Source organism: Kitasatospora sp. GP30 (assembly GCF_029892145.1).
In the GTDB taxonomy this organism is placed as follows: Bacteria; Actinomycetota; Actinomycetes; order Streptomycetales; family Streptomycetaceae; genus Kitasatospora; species Kitasatospora acidiphila.
In genome coordinates this window covers 11,742-34,379 of the sequence record NZ_JARZAH010000023.1, presented here as the reverse complement: position 1 = coordinate 34,379, position 22,638 = coordinate 11,742, and the positions used below count along the sequence as shown (strand labels likewise).

Genomic DNA, 22,638 nt, shown 5'->3' with positions numbered 1-22,638 from the left:
ACCGGGCTCAGACCAGGCTCTCCCGCCAGGCCGAGTGCAGCTGCGCGAAGCGGCCGGTGCCGGCGATCAGGGCGGCGGGGGTGCCGTCCTCGACGATGTGGCCGCGGTCCATGACCAGGACGCGGTCGGCGATCTCCACGGTGGAGAGGCGGTGGGCGATGATCACCGCGGTGCGGCCGGCGAGGACGGTGCGCATGGCGTGCTGGATGGCCTGTTCGCCGGGGATGTCGAGGGAGCTGGTGGCCTCGTCGAGGATCAGGACGGCGGGGTCGGCGAGCAACGCGCGGGCGAAGGCGACCAGTTGGCGCTGGCCGGCGGAGATCCGGCCGCCGCGCTTGCGGACGTCGGTGTCGTAGCCGTCGGGCAGGGCGGTGATGAACTCGTGGGCGCCGATCTCCCGGGCGGCCTGCTCGATCTCGGCGCGGGTGGCCTCCGGGCGGCCGATCGCGATGTTCTCGGCGACGGTGCCGGAGAACAGGAAGGACTCCTGGGTCACCATCACCACGCCGCGCCGCAGCTCCTCGGTGGCGAGGTCGCGCAGGTCCACGCCGTCCAGGGTGATCCGGCCGGCCGACGGGTCGTAGAACCGGGCCAGCAGCTTGGCCAGGGTGGACTTGCCGGCGCCGGTGGCACCGACCACCGCGGTGGTGCTGCCGGCCGCCAGGGTCAGGTCGAAGAGCGGCAGCACCTCGGTGCCGTCCCGGTAGCCGAACGCGACCCGGTCGAAGGCCACCGTGCGGCCCTTGCCGGTGCCGGCCGGCAGCCGGCGCGCGGTGGCGGGCGGCGCCACCGAGGGCTGGTGGGCCAGCAGGCCGGAGATCTTCTCCAGGGCCGCGACCGCCGCCTGATAGCTGTTCAGGAACATCGCCAGCTGGTCGATCGGGTCGTAGAGCCGGCGCAGGTAGAGCACGAAGCCGGTGAGCACCCCGATCTCCAGGCTGCGGTCGGTCACCAGGTAGGCGCCGGCCAGCACCACCGCGGTGATCCACACGTTGGCGGTGGCCCGGGAGAAGCCGACGTACCGGGCCATCTCCAGCAGGCCGCCGGCGTTGGACCGGGTGTACGCCTCGTTGGACTCGGCGAAGGCGGCCAGGTTGGCGTCCTCGCGGCGGAACGCCTGCACCGGGCGGATGCCGTTCATGGTCTCGGTGAAGCGCACGATCACCGAGGCGACCGCGGTCCGCCCGGTCCGGTAGACCCGGGTGCTGCGCCGCCGGAACATCCGCACCAGCAGTCCCATCGGCACCACGGAGGCCAGCGCCAGCAGCCCGAGCCGCCAGTCCATCACCAGCAGCAGCACCCCGATGTAGCAGACCGAGATGGCGACCGAGAGCAGCTCCTGCAGGCCCTCGTTGAGCAGCTCGCGCAGGGTGTCCACATCGCTGGTGGCCCGGGAGATGATCCGCCCGGAGGTGTAGCGCTCGTGGAAGTCCAGGCCGAGCGCCTGGGCGTGCCGGAAGATCCGGGTGCGCAGCTGAAGCAGGATGTCCTGGTTGATCAGCCCGGTGAGCCGGATGAAGGCACGCTGCAGCACGGTGCTCAGCAGCGCGCAGCCCAGATAGCCGGCGATGATCGCGACCAGCGGACCGGAGTCGTGCCGGCGCAGCGCCGGGATGCCCTGGTCGATGGCGTACGCGACCAGCAGCGGCCCGGACTGCAGCGCGGCCTGCTGCACCAGGATCAGCACGGCGGCCAGCACCACCCGGCCGCGCTGCGGGCCCAGCAGTGAACGCAGCAGCCTCGCCGGGGCGCCGGGCGGGACCGGGATCTCCTCGTCGGCGACGGGGGCGGGGGCTTCCAGCACCGCCATCAGGCCACGCTCCCTTCCAGCGCACCGCTCATCAGCGCGCGGTACTCGGGGCACCGCGCCAACAGCTCGGGATGGGTGCCGACGTCGAGGATCCGGCCGTCGGCCAGCACCGCGACCCGGTCGGCCAGCAGCACCGTGCTCGGTCGGTGCGCCACCACCAGGGCGGTGCTGTCGGCCAGCACGTCGCGCAGCGCGGCCTCGACCAGCGCCTCGGTGCGCACGTCCAGCGCGGACAGCGGGTCGTCGAGCACCAGGAACGGCGGGCCGCCGACCACGGCCCGGGCCAGCGCCAGGCGCTGCCGCTGGCCGCCGGACAGGCTCAGGCCCTGCTCGCCGACCTCGGTGTCGACGCCGTCGGGCAGGTCGGTGACGAAGTCGGCCTGCGCCACGGCCAGCGCCTTCTCCAGCGCCGCGTCGGTCGCCTCCGGGGCGCCCATCAGCACGTTCTCCCGGACGGTGGCGGAGAACAGGATCGGGTCCTCGAAGGCCACCGCGACCAGCGAGCGCAGCTCGGCCGGCTCCAGCGCGGCGGTGTCCCGGCCGTCCAGCGTGATGCTGCCGGCGGTGGCGTCGTAGAGCCGGGGCAGCAGCGCGGTCAGCGTGGTCTTGCCGCTGCCGGTCGCGCCGACCAGGGCCATGGTCTCGCCGCGCCGGACGTGCAGGTCGACGCCGCGCAGCAGGTCGGGGGTGCCGTCGGGGGCGTCGGGGTAGCGGAACCGCACGTCGCGCAGCCGGATGCCGTCGCCGGTGGCGGTGCCGGCGGTGCCGTGCGTCAACGGGGGCTCGGGGGCGTCCAGCACCTCGAAGAGCCGGTCGGTGGTGGTGCCGGCCTCGTTGCTGTAGGCCAGCAGCCAGCCCATCGACTCCACCGGCCAGCGCAGCGCCAGCGCGGTGGAGAGGAAGGCGACCAGGGCGCCGGTGCTCAGCTGGTCATGCGCGACCAGCACCGCGCCGACTGCCAGTGCGGAGCCGAGCGCCAGTTCGGGCAGCAGCACGATCACCGCCCACAGGTCGGCCAGCAGCCGGGTCTTGTGCAGCTCGGTGCCGCGCAGCCGCGCGGCGCGCTCGGCGAACTGCCGGGCCATGGTGCGGTGCCGGCCGAACGACTTGAGGATCCGGATGCCCAGCACCGACTCCTCAAGGACGGTGGCCAGGTCGCCGTTCTGGTCCTGGGCGGTGCGGGCGGCCAGCGAGTACTTGGACTCGAACCGGGTGCAGAACAGCATCAGCGGCACCGAGGGTGCCAGCGCGATCAGTCCGAGCCGCCAGTCCAGGACCAGCATGACCACCGAACCGACCAGGAACGTCAGCGAGTTGACGATCAGGAAGATGAACCCGAAGGCCAGGAAGAGCCGCAGGGTGTACATGTCCGAGGTGGCCCGGGAGAGCAACTGCCCGGAGGCCCAGCGGTCGTGGAACGCCACCGGCAGCCGCTGCAGCTTGGCGTACAGGTCACCGCGCATCGCCGCCTCGACCCGGGCCAGCGGCCGGGCGACCAGGATCCGGCGCAGTCCGAACAGGCCGGCCTCGGCCAGCCCCAGCACCAGCAGCAGCCCGACCAGTGGCCAGAGCGAGCCGGTGTCGCGGTGGGCGATCGGGCCGTCCACGATCCGGCCGAGCACCAGCGGGGTGACCAGCACCGCGCCGGAGGCCAGCAGGGCGGCCAGTACGGCTCCGGCCAGGTGCCAGCGGATCGGGTACGCGTAGGCGCGGAGTCTCAGCAGCGAGCGCACCGTGGACCTGGTGGGTTCGGGGGTGGGCGGCTGCGGCAAGGGAGCGGGGTTCTCTGCCATCCTTCGGAGGGTAGGCCGCACCCGTACCTGTTCTCATCAGGTTTTCCGGTCAGGACTGCGGCAACCGGAGCAGTCGGAGCAGTCGGAGTGAGCGCGGCGCCAACGGTCCGCCGACGGCTCCGCCGGTGGTTCCGGCGGTGGTTCCGGCAGTGTCGAGGAGCAGTTCGAACGGCCCGCGCGGCGGCAGCGTGAACTCCACAGGGCGGGCACTGCCGTTGAGCAGCAGCAGGAAGCTGTCGTCGGTCAACGGGCAGCCGTGCCGGTCGCGTTCGGACATCGCGCCGCCGTTCAGCAGCATGCCGAGCACGGCGGTCGGGGCGGGCCAGTCGGCCGGCGTCATCTCGTTGCCGCGGGCGGTGTACCAGGTCAGGTCGGGCAGTTGGCCGGGCAGCGGGGCCAGGCCGGAGAAGAAGGCCCGCTGGCGCAGCACCGGGTGCCGGCGGCGCAGCCGGATCAGCCGGGCGGTCAGCTCCCGCAGGGACTGCCAGCGCGGCTCGTCCAGCAGGCTCCAGTCCACCCAACTGACCTCGTTGTCCTGGCAGTAGGCGTTGTTGTTGCCGCCCTGGGTGCGGCCCATCTCGTCGCCCGCGGTGAGCATCGGCACCCCGGTGGAGAGCAGCAGGGTGGCCAGCAGGTTGCGGATCTGGCGGTCCCGCAGCTCGATGACCGACGGGTCGTCGGTCTCGCCCTCGGCGCCGCAGTTCCAGGAGCGGTTGTCGTCGGTGCCGTCCCGGTTGTCCTCGCCGTTGGCCTGGTTGTGCTTGGCGTTGTAGGAGACCAGGTCGCGCAGCGTGAAACCGTCGTGCGCGGTGACGTAGTTGACCGAGGCGTAGGGGCGCCGGCCGCCGAGCTGGTAGAGGTCGGAGGAGCCGGAGAGCCGGTAGCCGAGCTCGGCGACGTCGGCCCGGGCGCCGCGCCAGAAGTCCCGTACGCCGTCGCGGTACTTGTCGTTCCATTCGGCCCACAGCGGTGGGAAGTTGCCGACCTGGTAGCCGCCCGGGCCGAGGTCCCACGGCTCGGCGATCAGCTTGACCCGGCTGAGCAGCGGGTCCTGGGAGATCGCGGCGAGCAGCGGGTGGTGCATGTCGACCCCGTCGCTGCCGCGGGTCAGGGCGGCGGCCAGGTCGAACCGGAAGCCGTCCACGCCCATCTCGGCGGCCCAGTAGCGCAGCGAGTCGGTGATCAGGCGCACGGCCTGCGGCTGCCGGGTGTCCAGGGTGTTGCCGCAGCCGGTGTAGTCGGTGTAGCCGCGGCGGCCGCGGCCCAGCCGGTAGTAGCCGGCGTTGTCGATGCCGCGCAGCGACAGCGTCGGGCCCTGCTCGCCGCCCTCGGCGGTGTGGTTGTAGACCACGTCGAGGATCACCTCGATGCCGGCCGCGTGCAGGGCCCGCACCATCCGCTTGAACTCGCCGACCTGCTGGCCGCGGGTGCCGGAGGCGGAGTAGCCGCCGTGCGGGGCGAACCAGGCGATCGAGTTGTAGCCCCAGTAGTTGGCCAGCCCGCGCCCGCGCAGGAAGTCCTCGTCGGCGAACTGGTGCACCGGCAGCAGCTCGACCGCGGTGACGCCCAGCGAGACCAGGTGCTCGATCGCCGCCGGGTGGCCCAACCCGGCGTAGCTGCCGCGCAGTTCGGGCGGCACCCCGGGGTGGCGGCGGGTGAAGCCGGCCACGTGCAGCTCGTAGATGACGGTCTCGGCCCACGGGGTCTTGGGGCGGTGGTCGTCCGCCCAGTCGTCATCGTCGTGCACCACCACCGATCGGGCGGTGTACGGCGCCGAGTCGCGGTTGTCGCGCACCGTGTCCGCGGCCTGCGGCTCGGGCCAGTCGCGCACCGAGCCGCAGCAGGCGGCGTGGCCGGTGAAGACCCCGTCGACGGCTCTGGCGTACGGATCGAGCAGCAGCTTGGCCGGGTTCCAGCGGGCGCCGGTCCACGGGTCCCAGCGGCCGTGCACCCGGTAGCCGTAGCGGGCGCCGGGGTCCACGCCGGGCAGGTAGCCGTGCCAGGTCTGGAAGGTCTGCTCGGGCAGCGGGTGCCGGGTCTCGGCGCCGTCCTCGTCGAACAGGCAGAGCTCGACCGCCTCGGCGCCGGGCGCCCAGAGCGCGAAGTTGGTGCCGCCCCTGCCGTCGGCGCCGGGCCGGTAGCAGGCGCCGAGCGGTTGCCAGCTGCCCGGCCACGGGGCGGCGGGGGGCAGGTGCGCCGGCGCCGGGCGCGACGCCTCCTGAGATGCCGTCATGAGCCGTGCCCTTCCGAGCCGAGGGTTCTGTTACGGGCAGATGTCCGCCGAGTGGAATCGTTCCCTCGTGTACCAGTGGGAATCCGGCTGACACGCAGCGGACTGGCCGCTTTCCGATCGGTGATCTTCCGCCCGCGGGCCACCGCCCTCCTGGCGGGGATCCACTCATGCAGCCCAGTTATCCTGGCGCTCGCGCGCGCCCGGACGCTGAGGCGCGGACCCATGGACGTGAACGGGAGGGGCCACCCTAGTGGAGCCGGTGCAGGCGGCAGCCGCCGCGAGAGGAAGCAGCCAGGTCAGGGCCGGGTACCGGCGAACGGCCGCCGCGCTGCTGGCGGGCGGGGTGCTGGTGCTGGCCACCGCCTGCGGCCCGGACGACACCTCCAAGGCGGGTGGCTCCGGCGGGAGTTCCGGCGGTCCGGCGGCGTCGGCGTCGCCGAAGCTCTCGGCGGCGGTGCTGAGCGTCAGCCCCAAGGACGGCACCGACGACGTGGCGCCCAGCGGCGCGGTCAAGGTCTCGGTGGCCGACGGCAAGCTGACCCAGGTCACGGTGGCCGACAAGGACGGCAACAAGGTGACGGGCGCGATCGCGGCGGACGGCTCCTCCTGGACGCCGTCCGGTCCGCTGGCGGTCGGCATGCTCTACAAGGTGAACGCCCAGGCGGTGGACGCGGCCGGCCTGCAGTCCGCGCTGGACAGCAGCTTCACCACGCTCACCCCCGCCAAGACCGTCGCGGTGAACGACAACGTCACCACCGGCACCACCTACGGCGTCGGGATGATCGTCTCGGTGAACTTCAGCAAGGACGTCAGTAACAAGGACGACGTCCTCAAGGGCATCACCTTCGAGGCCTCGGACGGCACCCAGGTGAAGGGCCACTGGTTCAGCTCCCGCCGGCTGGACTTCCGGCCCGAGCAGTACTGGAAGTCCGGCACCAATGTGAAGATCCACTTCCGGCTGGCCGGCACCGAGGTGGCCACCGGCGTCTACGGCCCCAAGAACAGCGACGAGGCGTTCACGGTCGGCCGCTCGCAGATCTCCACGGTCGACGCCTCCAGTGACAAGATGAGCGTCAGCCGCGACGGCCAGGTGGTGCAGACCATCCCGATCACCGCGGGCAACGACCAGAACCCGTCCTGGAACGGCACCATGACGATCGAGGAGAAGGACCGGGTCACCCGGATGAACTCGGCCACCGTGTCCAACGTGGTCGGCGCCGAGTACGACGTGCCGGACGTGCCGCACGCGATGCGGCTGACCGACTCCGGCACCTATGTGCACGGCAACTACTGGGGCAGCGCCTTCGGTGTCTCCAACGCCAGCCACGGCTGCGTCGGCCTGCAGGACAGCAAGGGCGGCGACGACAACTCGGTGGCCGGCAAGTTCTACAACTCGTCGCTGATCGGCGACGTGGTGATCATCAAGAACTCCAAGGGCAAGACGGTGAGCGGCAGCAACGGCCTGAGCGGCTGGACGATGCCGTGGAGCAGCTGGTAGTCCGGCGCATGACGCAACCCGCGGCCCGTGCCACCTCGTTCACCGGTACGGGCCGCGGGGCATTCTGGTGTCACAGCCGGGGCCAGGGCCCTCCGCCCGGGAACCGGGCGGCGACGGGGCTGCGTGTAGAAGTCGGGGATCGAGTGATGGGGAGTAGTGGAATGCGTTCGATACGCGTGGGCGCGGCACTGGCGGTCGGCGGCACGCTGCTGCTGGCCACTGCTTGCGGCAGTAGCAGCCCCAAGGCCGGCGGCACCCCGGCACCCGTCCCGCCGGGCGGCGGCAAGGGCCGTGCGGCGAGTTCGCCGTCGCCGACCGCGTCCAGCGCGGTGCTGGACCTCGAGCCCAAGGACGGCACCCAGGACGCCGCGCCGACCGCCCTCAAGGTCGGGGTTGCCAATGGCAAGCTGACCCAGGTGACGGTGACCGACAAGAGCGGCGCCGCGGTCCAGGGCAGCATCTCCGCGGACGGCACCGACTGGGTGCCGGCCACCGCCCTCTCGGTCTCCGACACCTACCAGGTCAAGGCCTCGGCCACGGACGACAAGGGCGTCGCCACCACGGCGTCCAGCTCGTTCACCACGCTCACCCCGTCGAAGACCTCGCGCAGCCAGGACAACGTGGTCACCGGGTCCACCTACGGCGTCGGCATGATCGTCTCGGTCGACTTCGGCATGCCGATCAAGAACCAGAAGGCGGCCGAGGCCGGGATCACCTTCGAGGCCTCCGACGGCCAGCAGGTGAAGGGCCACTGGATGGGCAACCAGCGCCTCGACCTGCGCCCGCAGACCTTCTGGAAGCCCGGCACCACCGTCAAGGTCCACTTCCGGTTGAAGAACGTCGAGGTCTCCCCGGGCGTCTACGGCAACTCCGACCGCGACGAGTCGTTCACCATCGGCCGCTCCCAGGTCTCCACGGTGGACGCCGCCAAGCACACCATGACCGTGCAGACCGACGGCCAGCCCGACCAGACCATCCCGATCAGCTCCGGCTCCGACGAGCACCCCACCTACAACGGCACCATGGTGATCGAGGCCAAGGAGGGCACCGCCCACATGACCTCCGCCTCGGTGCCCGGCCTCAAGCCCGGCGAGTACGACCTGCAGGTGCCGCACTCGGCGCGGCTGACCGACTCCGGCACCTATGTGCACGGCAACAACTGGTCCTCGCACGACACCTTCGGCTCGGAGAACGTCAGCCACGGCTGCATCGGTCTGGAGGACGACCCCGGCAACCAGGGCGGCCCGGACACCCCCGCCGCGAAGTTCTACAACTCGTCGCTGGTTGGAGATGTCGTGAAGGTCGTCAACTCCAAGGGCGCCCAGGTTGCCCCGGACAACGGCCTGAGCGGCTGGAACATGGACTGGAGCGCTTGGTAGGCCGCCGGGCTTGTTCCAGTCATATGCCAACTGAATAGTGATCCTTTGGTCATTGTCCGTACGCGGGCGGGTGCGAACCGCGATGATGGTGCGCATGGCGGGATGGGGCGAAGTCGATCAGTCATCACATCTCGGGCTCAGTCTGACGGCTGACGCCCCACCGGTACCCGAGCGGTCCTCGCTGGCCGCCCTGGAACGGCTCTCCGCATGGGAGTTGGAGCGGGCCGTGCTGCCCCGGCTGCGCGACCCGGCGGGCGCCGAGGAGGTGCGGCTGCCGGCCCGGTGCGAGTCCGCGCCGCTGGCCCGGCGGCTGGTGCTCTCGGTGCTGCAGTCCTGGGGCCTGCACCACCTGCTGGAGATCGGCGAGTTACTCACCGCCGAGCTGGTGGCCAATGCCGTGCGGCACACCGGCGGGCGGACCATCGGCCTGAAGCTCCAACGCCGGCCCGGCTGGCTGAAGGTGGAGGTCCGCGACTCCTCGCGGGCGCTGCCCTGCCTGATCGTCGCCGAGCCCAGTCTGACCGAGTACGGCCGCGGCCTCACCGTGGTGGACGCCCTGGCCGACCGCTGGGGCGCCGACCTGCTGCCGCGCGGCAAGGGCGTCTGGTTCGAACTCAAGGTCCGCGAACGGGCCTGAGAACGCGCCGGGGGCCCGCACCGTCACCACGGCACGGGCCCCCGATGAGTGATCAGCACTCGATGACGTTGACCGCCAGGCCGCCGCGGCTGGTCTCCTTGTACTTGACCTTCATGTCGGCGCCGGTCTCCTTCATGGTCTTGATCGCCTTGTCGAGGGAGACGTGGTGGCGGCCGTCGCCGCGCAGCGCCATCCGGGCGGCGGTGACGGCCTTGACCGAGGCCATGCCGTTGCGCTCGATGCAGGGGATCTGGACCAGGCCGCCGACCGGGTCGCAGGTGAGGCCGAGGTTGTGCTCGATGCCGATCTCGGCGGCGTTCTCCACCTGCTCGGGGGAGCCGCCGAGCACCTCGGCCAGGCCGCCGGCCGCCATCGAGCAGGCCGAGCCGACCTCGCCCTGGCAGCCCACCTCGGCGCCGGAGATGGAGGCGTTCTCCTTGAAGAGCATGCCGATCGCACCGGCCGCCAGCAGGAACCGGACGATGCCCTCGTCATCGGCGCCCGGTACGAAGTTCTGGTAGTAGTGCAGGACGGCCGGGATGATGCCGGCCGCGCCGTTGGTGGGTGCGGTCACCACCCGCTGGCCGGAGGCGTTCTCCTCGTTGACCGCCATCGCGTAGAGGGTCACCCACTCCATCGCGTTGGCCGGGCCGATGCCCTCGGCGCGCAGCGCCCGGGCCCCGGAGGCGGCGCGGCGGCGCACCTTGAGGCCGCCCGGCAGGATGCCCTCGCGGGACATGCCGGCCGACACGCACTCCTTCATCACCGCCCAGATCTCCAGCAGGCCGGCCCGGATCTCCTCCTCGGAGCGCCAGGCCTTCTCGTTCTCCAGCATCAGGCCGGAGATCGACAGGCCGGTCTCCCGGGTGAGCCGGAGCAGCTCCTCGCCGGTGCGGAACGGGTAGCGCAACTGGGTGTCGTCCGGGACCACCCGGTCGGCGCCGATCGCGTCCTCGTCCACCACGAAGCCGCCGCCGACCGAGTAGTAGGTCTTGGTGAGCAGCTCGGCGCCGGTCGCGTCGTGGGCCACCAGGGTCATGCCGTTGGCGTGGTACGGGAGCGACTTGCGGCGGTGCAGCACCACCTGGAGGTCGGGGTCGAAGTCGATCAGGTGGACACCGAGCAGCGCGATCCGCTTGGTCTCCTTGATCCGCTCCACGTCAAGGTCGGCCTTGGCGACGTCCACGGTGCGCGGGGACTTGCCCTCCAGGCCGAGCAGCACCGCCTTGGGGGTGCCGTGGCCGTGGCCGGTGGCGCCGAGCGAACCGAACAGCTCGGCCTTGACCGAGGCGACCTGGTCCAGCAGGTCCTCGGAGCGCAGTCGGCGGGCGAACATCCGGGCGGCTCGCATCGGGCCGACGGTGTGCGAACTGGAGGGGCCGATACCGATGGAGAAGAGGTCGAAGACGCTGATGGCCACGGGGGACGTCCTTGTCTGGTCTCGTGGACCGGAAGGAAAGCGGGGAACTGCATGGTGCGGGGCACCGGCTCACGTTCCAGTGTGCGCGGTGCCCCGGGGGAACGGACCGGGCCGACGGGGGTGACGTCGGCCACGGTGCCGGGTGCTGCCTAGAGCTCCGGGTAGAGCGGGTACTTCTCGGCCAGCGCGGTCACCCGGGTGCGCAGCGCGGCGATCTTGGCCTCGTCGAAGTTCGGCAGCAGGGTCTCGGCGATGATGTCGGCGACCTCGGTGAAGTCCTCGGCCTGGAAGCCGCGGGTGGCCAGCGCCGGGGTGCCGATCCGCAGGCCGGAGGTGACCATCGGCGGGCGCGGGTCGTTCGGCACCGCATTGCGGTTGACCGTGATGCCGACCTCGTGCAGGCGGTCCTCGGCGTCCTGGCCGTTGAGCTCGCTGTTGCGCAGGTCGACCAGGACCAGGTGGACGTCGGTGCCGCCGGAGAGCACGGAGACACCGGCCGCCGTGGCGTCGTCCTGGAGCAGGCGGGCGGCCAGGATCTTGGCGCCCTCCAGGGTGCGCTGCTGGCGCTCCTTGAACTCCTCGGAGGCCGCGACCTTGAAGGCCACCGCCTTGCCGGCGATCACGTGCTCCAGCGGGCCGCCCTGCTGGCCGGGGAAGACCGCGGAGTTGATCTTCTTGGCCAGCGCGGCCTTGGAGAGGATCACACCGCCGCGCGGGCCGCCCAGGGTCTTGTGGGTGGTGGTGGTGACCACGTCCGCGTAGGGCACCGGGGACGGGTGCAGGCCGGCCGCGACCAGGCCGGCGAAGTGCGCCATGTCGACCATCAGCAGGGCGCCGACCTCGTCGGCGATCCGGCGGAACTCGGCGAAGTCGAGCTGGCGGGGGTAGGCGGACCAGCCGGCGATGATCAGCTTGGGCTGGTGCTCCTTGGCGAGGCGCTCCACCTCCTCCATGTCGACCAGGCTGGTCTTCTCGTCCACGTGGTAGGCCACCACGTTGTAGAGCTTGCCGGAGAAGTTGATCTTCATGCCGTGGGTCAGGTGACCGCCGTGGGCCAGGTTGAGGCCCAGGATGGTGTCGCCCGGCTGGATCAGCGCGAACATCGCGGCGGCGTTGGCCTGCGCGCCGGAGTGCGGCTGGACGTTGGCGGCCTCGGCGCCGAACAGCGCCTTGATCCGGTCGATGGCGATCTGCTCGACCACGTCGACGTGCTCGCAGCCGCCGTAGTAGCGCTTGCCGGGGTAGCCCTCGGCGTACTTGTTGGTCAGCACCGACCCCTGGGCCTCCATGACCGCCACCGGGGCGAAGTTCTCGGAGGCGATCATTTCCAGGGTGGACTGCTGGCGGTGCAGCTCGGCGTCGACCGCGGCGGCGATCTCCGGGTCGAGAGCGTGGAGGGACTGGTTGAGAACCGTCATGGTGGCGTCTTCCCGTGGGGCTCTGGTGCTGAGGGGGTGTCGCGCGCAGCGCGTCGCCGGAAGGGCGGCGGCGGGCGACGGGTGGGACGGAGGGCGGCCGCCGCGCTGCGGCCGCCCTTCCAGATGAGTCAGCCCGCGGTGAACGCGGTGTACTCGTCGGCGCTCAGCAGGTCGTCGGTGTCGGTGACCTTGAGCTTGAACAGCCAGCCACCGGCGAAGGCGGCCGAGTTGACCAGGGCCGGCTCGTCTATGACGTCCTGGTTGACCGCGACGACCTCGCCGGTGGCCGGCGAGTACAGGTCGCTGACCGACTTGGTCGACTCGAGCTCGCCACAGGTCTCGCCGGCGGTCACGGTGTCGCCCACGGACGGCAGGTCCACGTAGACGATGTCGCCCAACGCGCCGGCGGCGTGCTCGGTGATGCCGACGGTCGACACGCCGTCAGCGTCGGCCTCGGTCAGCCACTCGTGCTCCTTGCTGTACTGCAGGTTCTGCGGGTTGCTCATGAGCTCATTCTCCATTAGCGCGAAGCGGGTGTGCGGAAGCGGTCCGCTCAGTGGACCGCGGTCCGGCGGACGGTGTGGGGGACGGGATCAGCGGGCGCGCTTGTAGAACGGCAGCGCGACGACCTCGACCGGCTCGTGCTTGCCGCGCACGTCCACCGCGACGGCGGTGCCGGGAGCCGCGAAGGCGGCGTCCAGGTAGGCGATGGCGATCGGCTTGCCCAGCGTCGGGGAGGGGGCGCCGGAGGTGATCCGGCCGATCGGGTTGCCCTCGGCGTCGACCACGGCGTACTCGGCGCGCGGCACCCGCCGGCCCTCGGAGACCAGGCCGACCAGCTTGCGCGGCGGGTTCACCTCGGCCTGGGCGGCGGCCGCCTCCAGGGCCTTGCGGCCGACGAAGTCGCCGCCGTTGGTGGTCTTGTCGAACCGGACCACGCGGCCGAGGCCGGCGTCGAACGGGGTCAGCGAGGTGTCCAGCTCGTGCCCGTAGAGCGGCATGCCGGCCTCCAGGCGCAGCGTGTCGCGGCAGGACAGGCCGGCCGGGACCAGGCCGTGCGGGGCGCCGGCCTCGGTGAGCGCGTGCCACAGGTGCTCGGCGTCGGCGGGGGCGCAGAAGATCTCGAAGCCGTCCTCGCCGGTGTAGCCGGTGCGGGCCAGCCACACCTGCTTGTCGGCGACGGTGGCGGGCAGCAGCGCGTAGTACTTCAGCCCCGGCAGGTCGGCGTCGGTGACCGAGGAGAGGATCGCGTTCGCCTCCGGGCCCTGGACGGCGAGCAGCGCGTAGGCGTCGCGGTCGTCGCGCACCACGGCGTCGAAGCCGGCCGCGCGCTCGGTCAGCGCGTCCAGCACCACCTGGGCGTTGGAGGCGTTGGCGACCACCATGTACTCGTTCTCGGCGGTGCGGTAGACGATCAGGTCGTCCAGGATGCCGCCGTCTTCCCGGCAGATCATGGTGTAGCGGGCGCGCAGCACGCCGAGCGCGGAGATGAAGCCGACCAGCGCGTGGTCCAGCAGCTCGCCGGCCTGCGGGCCGGAGACGGTGATCTCGCCCATGTGCGAGAGGTCGAACAGGCCGGCCTTGGTGCGGACGGCGAGGTGCTCCTCGCGCTCGCTGCCGTACCGCAGCGGCATGTCCCAGCCGGCGAAGTCGGTCATGGTCGCCCCGAGGGCGCGGTGCAGGGCGTCGAGCGCGGTCAGGCGCGGGGACATGGCGGGACTCCGGTCTGTAACAGGCAGATGGGCCCTTCTCGCCCGATGGTGGGCAAGGAGGGACGGTGGAGTCTCCCCGTCTGTCGTCACAACCTGAGAGCTTCACCGCGACCAGCATGGCGCGGCTTGCACCGTGGGTGGGCGCACGGCACGGCCGTGTTCCGCTTTCCAGATTCGCCTCGCCCACGCGGTATCGGGTGCCTGAGAGATTCCGGGGAGGACTTGCTCCTTCGGCGCCGGTCCGTGCCCTGCGGCACCTCCGGACTCTCCCGCGCGGGTTCGAACGGCCAGTATGAAGTTCGGTTTGTCGCGCACATCATGGCATGCCCGTTCGCTCAGCGGGAGTGGGGGCGGTGCCGGCGGCGGGACAGTGGCCAGTCGGCCGGCCGCCGCCTAGTAGTCTGCTCCGGTGGAGACTCAGGGGTTTGCCGTGCCCGCGCCCGCGTGGGCCGAGCCGGGGCAGCCGCCGACCGGCGGAGGGTGGCCGGCGAACGAGCTGGAGCAGGTGCTCAGCGCGGCGATCGGGGACCCGGGCGCGACGCCCCGGGTGATCGAGGTGCTGGCGCGCAGTCAGGTGTGGATCCCGCTGCCGGTCGGCGCCGATCCATCCGGTCAGGCGCTCGACCTGCCGACCATCGAGCTGGCCGGCGCCCGTTATGTCCCGGTCTTCTCCTCCGAGGAGCAGTTCGTCCGGCATGCGCCGGGAATGTCCTGCGCGGTCGCCCCGGCCTGGGAGTTCGCCCGCGGGCTGCCGCTCGGGCTCGGCATCGCCGTCAACCCGGACGCCCCCGTCGGCATCCCGGTGCCGCCCGAGGGCGTCGGCGAGCTGCGCCGCGGGCCGCGCGAGCAGCGCTGGGACGCGGTCGCCGGGGCGCCGGACGCGCCGGTCGGCGACGGCGCCCGGGTGGCGCTGCGCGAGCCGGAGCCGAACGAGGAGCCGGTGGCGTTCCTGACCGCCGTCTGCGCCGAGCTGGCCGCGCTGCCAGGAGTACTGACGGCCCGTCGGGCGCTGGCCTCGGTGGAGGGCGAGCCGACGGTGCTGTTCGTGGGCGTGCAGCTGGATCCGTCCCAACCCGCCGACCCGGCCGGGGCGAACGCCGCGCTGGGCCGGGCGCTGGGCGTGGCCCCCCTCCCCGGGGGAGTGCACATCGTGCTGCTGGACCTGGTGGCGGACCCGGTGGTGGACTGGATGCTGACCCAGGTGCGCCCGTTCTACCAGCGGGGTTGATCCGGCGATGGGCGAGTCGAGAGAAGGGCGCGTGCGGTGACGACGGGAGCGACGGGCGGAGCAGGGCCGTGGAGCCCGGCCTCGGTCCCGGGAACCGACCCGGGCACCCTGGAGCGGGCCCTCAAAGAGGTCGCCCCGGACCGGTTCGAGGCCTATGAGCAGCTGCTGCGGGAGCTGTCGGCGGGCCGGGTGTGGATGCTGCTGTGGCACGGCAGCCCGGGCAGCCCGGACGCCCAGTACGGGAACATGGACATCGGCGGCCACGGCTACGCGCCGGCCGTCACCTCGCCCGAGCAGTTGACCGCCAGCGGTTGGAGCCGGGCGCACGAGGTGATCAGCGGCAAGGAGATCGCCGCCACCCTCTACCGGACCCGCTGGGGCCTGTGGCTCAACCCGCACACGCCCGGCGGCGGGGTCGGGGTGCCGTGGGCCGACCTGCGCCGGATCGCGGCCGGCTTGGACCGGTTGCCCGCCGGGCCGTTGCGGCTGAGTGAGCCCCAGGTGCCGGGCACCGAGGCGTTCTTCGGGCTGCTGCAGCACCAGGCGCCCTCCGTGCGTCCGGTGCGGGCGCTGCGCCGGGCCTGGGTGCGGCCGGTGCTGGGGGAGCCCTATCTGGCGATCGGGCTGGAGCTGTACGACAACTCGCCGCCGGCCGTGGAGGCGGTGCGGGCGCTGATGCAGCGGGCCATCTCACAGGCCCCGCAGGGGTTGGCGGTCTCCACGGTGGCGCTGAGCGACGACTACGACCCGGTGGCGCTCTGGATGCGGGCCAACGCCCGGCCGTTCTACCACCGCGAGGCGACCCCGCCGCCGGCCGTGCCGCCGTATCCGATGCCGACCGGCTACGGCTATCCGACGCCGAGCCCGTGGCCGCAGCAGCCCTGGCCCGGCCGCTGAGCGGACACCCCTGTTCGCATAACGAACGCTCATGCGGGACTTGAGCGGAACCTGAGTATCCGGTGCCCGGGTCGTCGATAACGGCCCGGGCACAGCCATGTCGTCCTCCACGCTTTCTGACGGGCTGTCAACTACCGTATCCAGTGGCCTGCTGGACCAGGCGGTCATAGCTGGTGTGCGCATGGCGGGTTTAGGGATCTCGATAATCGGTAGATCACAGTTGGGCATCCTTCACCAATGGGGGCTGGCGCCGAACTGGCGAGAACGTGAAGAGTTCTGCGCACCGCACCAGCCGAGCAGCCCGAACGTATGGCAAGCAGGCTCTGACCAGGACCTGACACCGCCATGCCCGATTTCGGGCTGCCTTGGGCCGACGACCGTCGGCGAGGGGACGCCAACTGCTGATGAGCACAACCACCGACACCACCGCCGCCATTCCGCCGGACCCGGGGGCGCCGATCGCCGACGCGCCGCAGACCCGCATCGAGGGCCGCTCGCTCGGCCGGATCGCCTGGCTGCGCTTCAAGCGCGACAAGGCGGCCATGGCCGGCGGGATCGTGGTCATCCTGCTGATCCTGCTCGCGGTGCTGGCCAAGCCGATCGAATCGGCCTTCGGTCTGGACCCGAACGCCCAGAACCCCGACCTGCTGAACGCCGACCTCGGCGGCCTGCCGAACGGCAACTTCGGTGGCATGAGCGGCAGCCACCTGCTGGGCATCGACCCGGGGCTCGGGCGCGACCTGCTCTCCCGGATCATCGAGGGCTCCTGGGTCTCGCTGCTGGTCGCCTTCGGCGCCACCCTGCTGTCCAACACCATCGGCACCGTGCTCGGCGTGATCGCCGGCTACTACGGCGGCTGGGTGGACACCGCGATCAGCCGGGTGATGGACACCTTCCTGGCCTTCCCGCTGCTGCTGTTCGCCATCTCGATCTCGGCCTCGCTCCAGGGCGGCGCCTTCGGAATGCACGGCCTGCCGCTCCACATCAGCGTGCTGATCTTCGTGATCGGCTTCTTCAACTGGCCCTACATGGGCCGGATCGTGCGCGGGCAGACGCTCTCGCTGCGCGAGCGGGAGTTCGTCTTCGCGGCCCGATCGCTGGGCGCCCGAGGCCCGTTCATCCTGTTCAAGGAGCTGCTGCCGAACCTGGTCGGTCCGATCCTGGTCTACTCGACCCTGCTGATCCCGACCAACATCCTCTTCGAGGCCGGCCTGAGCTTCCTCGGAGTCGGCATCCAGCCGCCGCAGGCCTCCTGGGGCGGGATGATGAACGACGCGATCAACTACTACCAGGTGGACCCGCAGTACCTCATCGTCCCGGGCGTGGCGATCTTCATCACCGTGCTCGCCTTCAACCTGCTGGGTGACGGACTGCGCGACGCGCTCGACCCGCGCAGCAACTGATCCTCTGAGTCCCACTCGGCTCGTCTGAGTGCCACTCAGTTCGCCTGAGTCCCACTCAGTTCGTTTGACCCACGACACACTTGCAAGGGGTTGATCCAGCAATGCGCCGTAATCGTACTCTCGCCCTGGCCGCGGCAGCCGCCACCGCTGTGCTGGTGGTGAGCGGCTGCGCCAGCAGCAAGGGCGGCACCACGGGCGGATCCTCGTCCGCCGCCGGTGCCAACGCCGCCACCAAGGGCATCGCGAACGCCTCCGACCACAAGGGCGGGACGGTCACCTACGAGATGAAGGGAACCCCGGACTCGCTGGACCCGGGGAACACCTACTACGCCTACATCTACAACTTCGCGCGGCTGTACGCCCGTTCGCTGACCACCTTCACCCCCGCCGCCGGTCAGCAGGGCAACAAGCTGGCCCCGGACCTGGCGCAGGGCATGGGCCAGGTCAGCGCGGACGGCAAGACCTGGACCTACAAGCTGCGCCCGGGCCTGAAGTACGACGACGGCACCCCGATCACCTCCAAGGACGTCAAGTACGCCATCGAGCGCAGCAACTTCGCGCCCGACGTGCTCTCCAACGGCCCGACCTACTTCCAGCAGTACCTGGTCGACAACCCCACGCCGTACCAGGGTCCCTACAAGGACAAGGACCCGGCCGGCCTGCACTCGATCGGGACGCCGGACGACACCACCATCACCTTCCAGCTCAAGCAGCCGTTCGCCGACTTCGACTACCTGGTCAGCGCGCCCGACACCGCGCCGGTGCCGCAGGCCAAGGACGACGGCGCCAACTACGTGAAGCACATCGTCTCCAGCGGCTCCTACAAGTTCCAGTCGTACGACGACGGCAAGGGCGCCGTGCTGGTGCCCAACACCAACTGGGACCCGAGCACCGACCCGCTCCGCAAGCAGCTCGCGGACAAGATCGTGCTGAAGATGAACATCGACCAGCAGACCATCGACCAGGACCTGATGTCCGGCAACGCCCAGGTCGACCTGGTCGGCGGCGGTGTCGACCCGCAGACCCAGGCCAAGATCCTGCTGGACCCGAAGCTGAAGGCGCAGAGCGACAACGCGGCCGGCGGCCGGCTCGCCTATCTGGCGCTCAACACCAAGCAGGCGCCGCTGGACAACGTCGACTGCCGCAAGGCCGTGGAGTACGCGATCGACAAGGTCGCGGTGCAGACCGCCGAGGGCGGCCCGATCCGCGGTGACATCGCCACCACCATCCTGCCGCCGGACGTCACCGGCCACCAGGACTTCGACACCTACGCCACCCCCGGCAACAAGGGTGACGACGACAAGGCCAAGGCCGAGCTCAAGGCCTGCGGCCACCCGGACGGCTTCAAGACCGTGATCACGGCGCGCACCGAGCGTGACACCGAGGTCAAGGCCGCCACCGCGATCCAGGGCGCGCTGGCCAAGGTCGGCATCCAGCTGGAGATCCAGCAGTACCCGCAGGGCAAGTACTTCACCGACTACGCGGGCGTGCCGGACTTCATCAACCAGCACGGTGTCGGCATGATGATGATGCAGTGGGGCGCCGACTGGCCGACCGGCTACGGCTTCCTGCAGCAGATCACCGACAGCCGGGCGATCAAGGCCTCCGGCAACAGCAACATCGCGCTGCTGAACGACCCGAAGGTCAACAGCCTGCTCGACGACGCTGCCGCCAACAACTCCGGGGACGCCCGCAACCAGGACTACGTCCAGATCGACAAGCAGGTCATGGGTGACGCGGCCTACGTGCCGCTGACCGACTTCAAGGTCTTCAACTACCGCCCGGCCAGCGCCACCAACATGGTCTCCACCTCGGCGTTCAGTGGCGAGTACGACTACCTCAACATCGGTACCACCGGCAACAACTAAGCGGCACCACCGGGTCATCGAGACCCACCACGTAAGAGTCCGGCTCACCATCCCTGAAGGCAGGTGAAGGCGAGCGGAGCCCCGCCCCGACCGCCGGTCCCCACCGGGACCCAAGGTCGGGGCGGGCCCCAAGCCGTCCGACTGTGTTCTTCTACATCCTCCGCAGGACGTTCGCCGCCCTGGTACTGCTACTGGTCGTCAGCGCGGTCACCTTCGGCATCTTCTTCCTGCTACCGCGCCTGGCCGGTGAGACCACCGACCAGTTGGCCGCCCAGTACATCGGCAAGAACCCGAGCCCCGAGGCGCTGGCCGCGGTCAAGAAGAACCTGGGTTTCGACCAGCCGCTGTACGAGCAGTTCTGGCACTTCGTCAAGCAGATCTTCGTCGGTGCCACGTACAAGTACGGCCCGGACGCGTCCACTTGCCACGTTCCCTGCTTCGGCTACTCGTTCAAGAACCACATCGAGGTCTGGCCCGAGATCGAGAGCCGGATCCCGGTGACCTTCTCGCTGGCGCTCGGCGCCGCGGTGCTGTGGCTGCTCTCCGGTGTGACCACCGGCGTGATCTCGGCGCTGCGGCCCAAGTCCTTCTTCGACCGCTTCTCGATGGGCATCGCGCTGGCCGGCGTCTCGCTGCCGATCTTCTTCACCGGCGCGATCCTGCACTACCTGTTCAGCTACAAGTGGGTCGTCTTCGACAACCTGCACTACGTCAACTTCACCGATGACCCGGTCGGTTGGTTCACCAACCTGATCCTGCCCTGGGTGTCGCTGGCCTTCCTCTACTCCGCGCTCTACGCCCGGCTCACCCGCGCCGGGATGCTGGAGACGATGAGCGAGGACTACATCCGCACCGCGCGGGCCAAGGGCCTGATCGAGCGCAAGGTGGTGATCCGGCACGGGCTGCGCGCCGCGCTCACCCCGATCCTCACCATCTTCGGCATGGACCTGGGCCTGCTGCTCGGCGGCGCGGTCATCACCGAGCAGGTCTTCTCGATGCAGGGCATCGGCTTCTTCGCGGTCTCCGCGATCAAGGACAACGACCTGCCCAAGATCCTCGGCGTCACCATGATCGCCGCCTTCTTCATCGTGCTCTGCAACCTGCTGGTTGACCTCCTGTACGCCGCCGTCGACCCCCGGGTGAGGCTCTCATGATCGTCGAACCCGTGACCGACCGCCTTGCCGAGGACCACGACTCCTTCCTCTCGGTGCGCGACCTGCGCATCCACTTCGACACCGACGACGGCCTGGTGAAGTCCGTCGACGGGGTCAGCTTCGACCTCGCCCGCGGCAAGACCCTGGGCATCGTCGGCGAGTCCGGCTCCGGCAAGTCCGTCACCTCGATGGGCATCATGGGCCTGCACCGCTCCAAGCGGGCCCGGATCAGTGGCGAAATCTGGCTGGACGGCCAGGAGTTGGTCGGCGCCGGGCCCGAGCAGGTGCGCAAGCTGCGCGGCCACTCGATGGCGATGATCTTCCAGGACCCGCTGACCGCGATGCACCCGTACTACACGGTGGGCGCCCAGATCATGGAGGCCTACCGGGTGCACCACCCCGAGGCCAACAAGAAGGCGGCCCGCACCCGGGCCATCGAGATGCTGGCCAGGGTCGGCATCCCGCAGCCGGACCGCCGCGTCGACGACTACCCGCACCAGTTCTCCGGCGGTATGCGCCAGCGCGCGATGATCGCCATGGCACTGGTCAACGACCCGTCGCTGCTGATCGCCGACGAGCCGACCACCGCGCTCGACGTCACCGTGCAGGCGCAGATCCTGGACCTGATCCGGGACCTGCAGGAGGAGTTCGGCTCGGCCGTCATCATCATCACCCACGACCTGGGCGTGGTCGCGGAGTTGGCCGACGACATCATGGTGATGTACGCCGGGCGGTGCGTGGAGCGCGGCCCTGCGGCCACCCTCTTCGACAACCCCGAACACCCGTACACCTGGGGCTTGTTGGGATCCATGCCGCGACTGGACCGGGCACTCCAGGACCGCCTGGTGCCGGTCAAGGGCAGCCCGCCCAGCCTGATCAACGTGCCCAGCGGATGCGCCTTCCACCCGCGCTGCCCCTACGCCGAGCAGACCGGCGGCCGGTCGATGACCGACCGGCCGGTGCTGGCCGAGGTGACGACCGGGCACCACGCCGCCTGCCACCTGCCGGCCGCCGAACGGCACCGGATCTTCGCCGAAGAGATCGCACCGCGGCTCTGAACTGCCTAAGGATTCAAGGATCATGACGGATACTCAGAGCACTCAGAGCACTCAGGGCGCTGTTTCGGTGCGCAAGTCCGCCGGGGAGCCGCTGCTGCGGGTCACCGACCTGGAGCGGCACTTCCCGGTCAAGGGTGGCATGCTGCGCAGCAACCGCGGCGCGGTGCGGGCGGTGGACGGGATCAGCTTCTCGGTCAACGCGGGCGAGACCCTGGGCGTGGTGGGGGAGTCCGGCTGCGGCAAGTCCACCATGGGGCGGCTGGTCACCCGGCTCGACGAACCCACCGGCGGGAAGGTCGAGTTCGAGGGCCAGGACATCACCCACCTGAGCACCGGCCGGATGCGGCCGCTGCGCAAGGACATCCAGATCATCTTCCAGGACCCGTACTCCTCGCTGAACCCCCGGCACACCGTGGGCACCATCGTGGGCGCGCCGTTCCGGCTGCAGAAGGTCGCCACCGAGCACGGCGTCAAGCGGGCCGTGCAGGACCTGCTGGAGCTGTGCGGCCTCAACCCCGAGCACTACAACCGCTATCCGCACGAGTTCTCCGGCGGCCAGCGGCAGCGCATCGGGATCGCCCGCGCCCTGGCGCTCAAGCCCAAGATGGTCGTGGCCGACGAGCCGGTCTCCGCGCTCGACGTCTCCATCCAGGCCCAGGTGGTCAACCTCCTGGACGACCTGCAGCGGGAGCTCGGCCTCACCTACCTGATCATCGCGCACGACCTCTCCGTGGTCCGGCACGTCTCGGACCGGGTCGCCGTGATGTACCTGGGCAAGATCGTGGAGATCGCCGACCGCGAGGCCCTCTACCGCAGCCCCGCCCACCCCTACACCAACGCCCTCATGTCCGCCGTCCCGGTCCCGGACCCGCGCCGCAAGGAACGCCGCGAGCGCATCCTGCTCACCGGCGACGTGCCCTCGCCCCTCAACCCGCCGAGCGGCTGCCGCTTCCGCACCCGCTGCTGGAAGGCGCAGGACGTGTGCGCGACCCAGGAGCCGCCGCTGGCGGAACTGAGCACCGGGCACCGGGTGGCTTGCCACTTCCCGGAGAACCAGGAGGAGGCGACCACCACTCCGGTGGCGGACGCCTCGGAGTGACCTGCGTTTCGCGGCCGGCCCGGAGCTGTGC

The 22,638-nt window shown here is 70.7% G+C and carries 17 protein-coding genes and 1 riboswitch; of the genes, 10 read left to right on the top strand and 7 right to left on the bottom strand.

Annotated features, from left to right (window positions below; translation table 11 throughout):
* Positions 1-7: 7 nt before the first annotated feature.
* From P3T35_RS26515 to glgX, 3 genes are read right to left on the bottom strand one after another with little or no spacing between them, the layout of a single operon-like run.
* Complete coding sequence (locus P3T35_RS26515; RefSeq protein ID WP_101382259.1) at positions 8-1,810, bottom strand: ABC transporter ATP-binding protein; 1,803 nt, start codon at positions 1,808-1,810, stop codon at positions 8-10.
* A complete protein-coding gene (locus tag P3T35_RS26510) occupies positions 1,810-3,603 on the bottom strand; it encodes an ABC transporter ATP-binding protein (protein ID WP_101382260.1) in 1,794 nt (597 codons plus the stop codon). The genes P3T35_RS26515 and P3T35_RS26510 overlap by 1 nt, the downstream gene beginning before the upstream one ends.
* Before the next feature lie 49 nt (positions 3,604-3,652).
* Positions 3,653-5,836, bottom strand: coding sequence for a glycogen debranching protein GlgX (glgX, locus tag P3T35_RS26505; RefSeq protein WP_101382261.1), 2,184 nt, complete (start codon positions 5,834-5,836; stop codon positions 3,653-3,655).
* A 250-nt stretch (positions 5,837-6,086) separates the two neighbouring features.
* Between glgX and P3T35_RS26500 the strand changes: the two genes are divergently transcribed.
* The 3 genes from P3T35_RS26500 to P3T35_RS26490 all read left to right on the top strand — a co-directional run bounded on the left by P3T35_RS26500 (position 6,087) and on the right by P3T35_RS26490 (position 9,350).
* Positions 6,087-7,334, top strand: coding sequence for an Ig-like domain-containing protein (locus P3T35_RS26500; protein ID WP_101382262.1), 1,248 nt, complete (start codon positions 6,087-6,089; stop codon positions 7,332-7,334).
* A gap of 161 nt (positions 7,335-7,495) precedes the next feature.
* The gene (locus P3T35_RS26495) at positions 7,496-8,713 is read left to right on the top strand and encodes an Ig-like domain-containing protein (RefSeq protein WP_280708010.1); all 1,218 of its coding nucleotides are present in this window, start codon (positions 7,496-7,498) and stop codon (positions 8,711-8,713) included.
* 82 nt (positions 8,714-8,795) lie between these two features.
* Positions 8,796-9,350, top strand: a complete 555-nt coding sequence (locus P3T35_RS26490) for an ATP-binding protein (protein ID WP_101382264.1) — start codon at positions 8,796-8,798, stop codon at positions 9,348-9,350.
* A gap of 52 nt (positions 9,351-9,402) precedes the next feature.
* Here P3T35_RS26490 and P3T35_RS26485 read toward each other — a convergent pair whose 3' ends face one another.
* The 4 genes from P3T35_RS26485 to gcvT all read right to left on the bottom strand — a co-directional run bounded on the left by P3T35_RS26485 (position 9,403) and on the right by gcvT (position 13,900).
* Complete coding sequence (locus tag P3T35_RS26485; RefSeq protein ID WP_101382265.1) at positions 9,403-10,770, bottom strand: L-serine ammonia-lyase; 1,368 nt, start codon at positions 10,768-10,770, stop codon at positions 9,403-9,405.
* 149 nt (positions 10,771-10,919) lie between these two features.
* Positions 10,920-12,188 (bottom strand): serine hydroxymethyltransferase, encoded by a 1,269-nt coding sequence (gene glyA, locus P3T35_RS26480; protein ID WP_101382266.1) that lies wholly within the window; start codon positions 12,186-12,188, stop codon positions 10,920-10,922.
* A 128-nt stretch (positions 12,189-12,316) separates the two neighbouring features.
* Positions 12,317-12,694 (bottom strand): glycine cleavage system protein GcvH, encoded by a 378-nt coding sequence (gene gcvH, locus P3T35_RS26475; RefSeq protein WP_101382267.1) that lies wholly within the window; start codon positions 12,692-12,694, stop codon positions 12,317-12,319.
* An 87-nt stretch (positions 12,695-12,781) separates the two neighbouring features.
* Positions 12,782-13,900: a glycine cleavage system aminomethyltransferase GcvT gene (gene gcvT, locus P3T35_RS26470; RefSeq protein WP_101382268.1), complete on the bottom strand. Its 1,119-nt coding sequence runs from the start codon at positions 13,898-13,900 to the stop codon at positions 12,782-12,784.
* Positions 13,901-14,078: 178 nt separating this feature from the next.
* A riboswitch (glycine riboswitch) is annotated at positions 14,079-14,182 on the bottom strand.
* Positions 14,183-14,330: 148 nt separating this feature from the next.
* Between gcvT and P3T35_RS26465 the strand changes: the two genes are divergently transcribed.
* The 7 genes from P3T35_RS26465 to P3T35_RS26435 all read left to right on the top strand — a co-directional run bounded on the left by P3T35_RS26465 (position 14,331) and on the right by P3T35_RS26435 (position 22,607).
* Positions 14,331-15,128, top strand: a complete 798-nt coding sequence (locus P3T35_RS26465; RefSeq protein ID WP_180356584.1) for an enhanced serine sensitivity protein SseB — start codon at positions 14,331-14,333, stop codon at positions 15,126-15,128.
* Between the two features lie 108 nt (positions 15,129-15,236).
* On the top strand, positions 15,237-16,025 hold the full coding sequence (locus tag P3T35_RS26460; protein WP_228718674.1) for an enhanced serine sensitivity protein SseB C-terminal domain-containing protein: 789 nt from the start codon (positions 15,237-15,239) through the stop codon (positions 16,023-16,025).
* Positions 16,026-16,429: 404 nt separating this feature from the next.
* Entirely contained in the window at positions 16,430-17,428 is a 999-nt protein-coding gene (locus tag P3T35_RS26455) for an ABC transporter permease (RefSeq protein ID WP_101382270.1), read from the top strand.
* Between the two features lie 101 nt (positions 17,429-17,529).
* Positions 17,530-19,296, top strand: a complete 1,767-nt coding sequence (locus P3T35_RS26450) for an ABC transporter substrate-binding protein (protein WP_101382271.1) — start codon at positions 17,530-17,532, stop codon at positions 19,294-19,296.
* 143 nt (positions 19,297-19,439) lie between these two features.
* Positions 19,440-20,450: an ABC transporter permease gene (locus P3T35_RS26445; RefSeq protein WP_101382272.1), complete on the top strand. Its 1,011-nt coding sequence runs from the start codon at positions 19,440-19,442 to the stop codon at positions 20,448-20,450.
* Positions 20,447-21,508 (top strand): ABC transporter ATP-binding protein, encoded by a 1,062-nt coding sequence (locus P3T35_RS26440; protein WP_101382273.1) that lies wholly within the window; start codon positions 20,447-20,449, stop codon positions 21,506-21,508. The genes P3T35_RS26445 and P3T35_RS26440 overlap by 4 nt, the downstream gene beginning before the upstream one ends.
* A 22-nt stretch (positions 21,509-21,530) precedes the next feature.
* Entirely contained in the window at positions 21,531-22,607 is a 1,077-nt protein-coding gene (locus P3T35_RS26435; RefSeq protein WP_101382274.1) for a dipeptide ABC transporter ATP-binding protein, read from the top strand.
* Positions 22,608-22,638 lie beyond the last annotated feature (31 nt).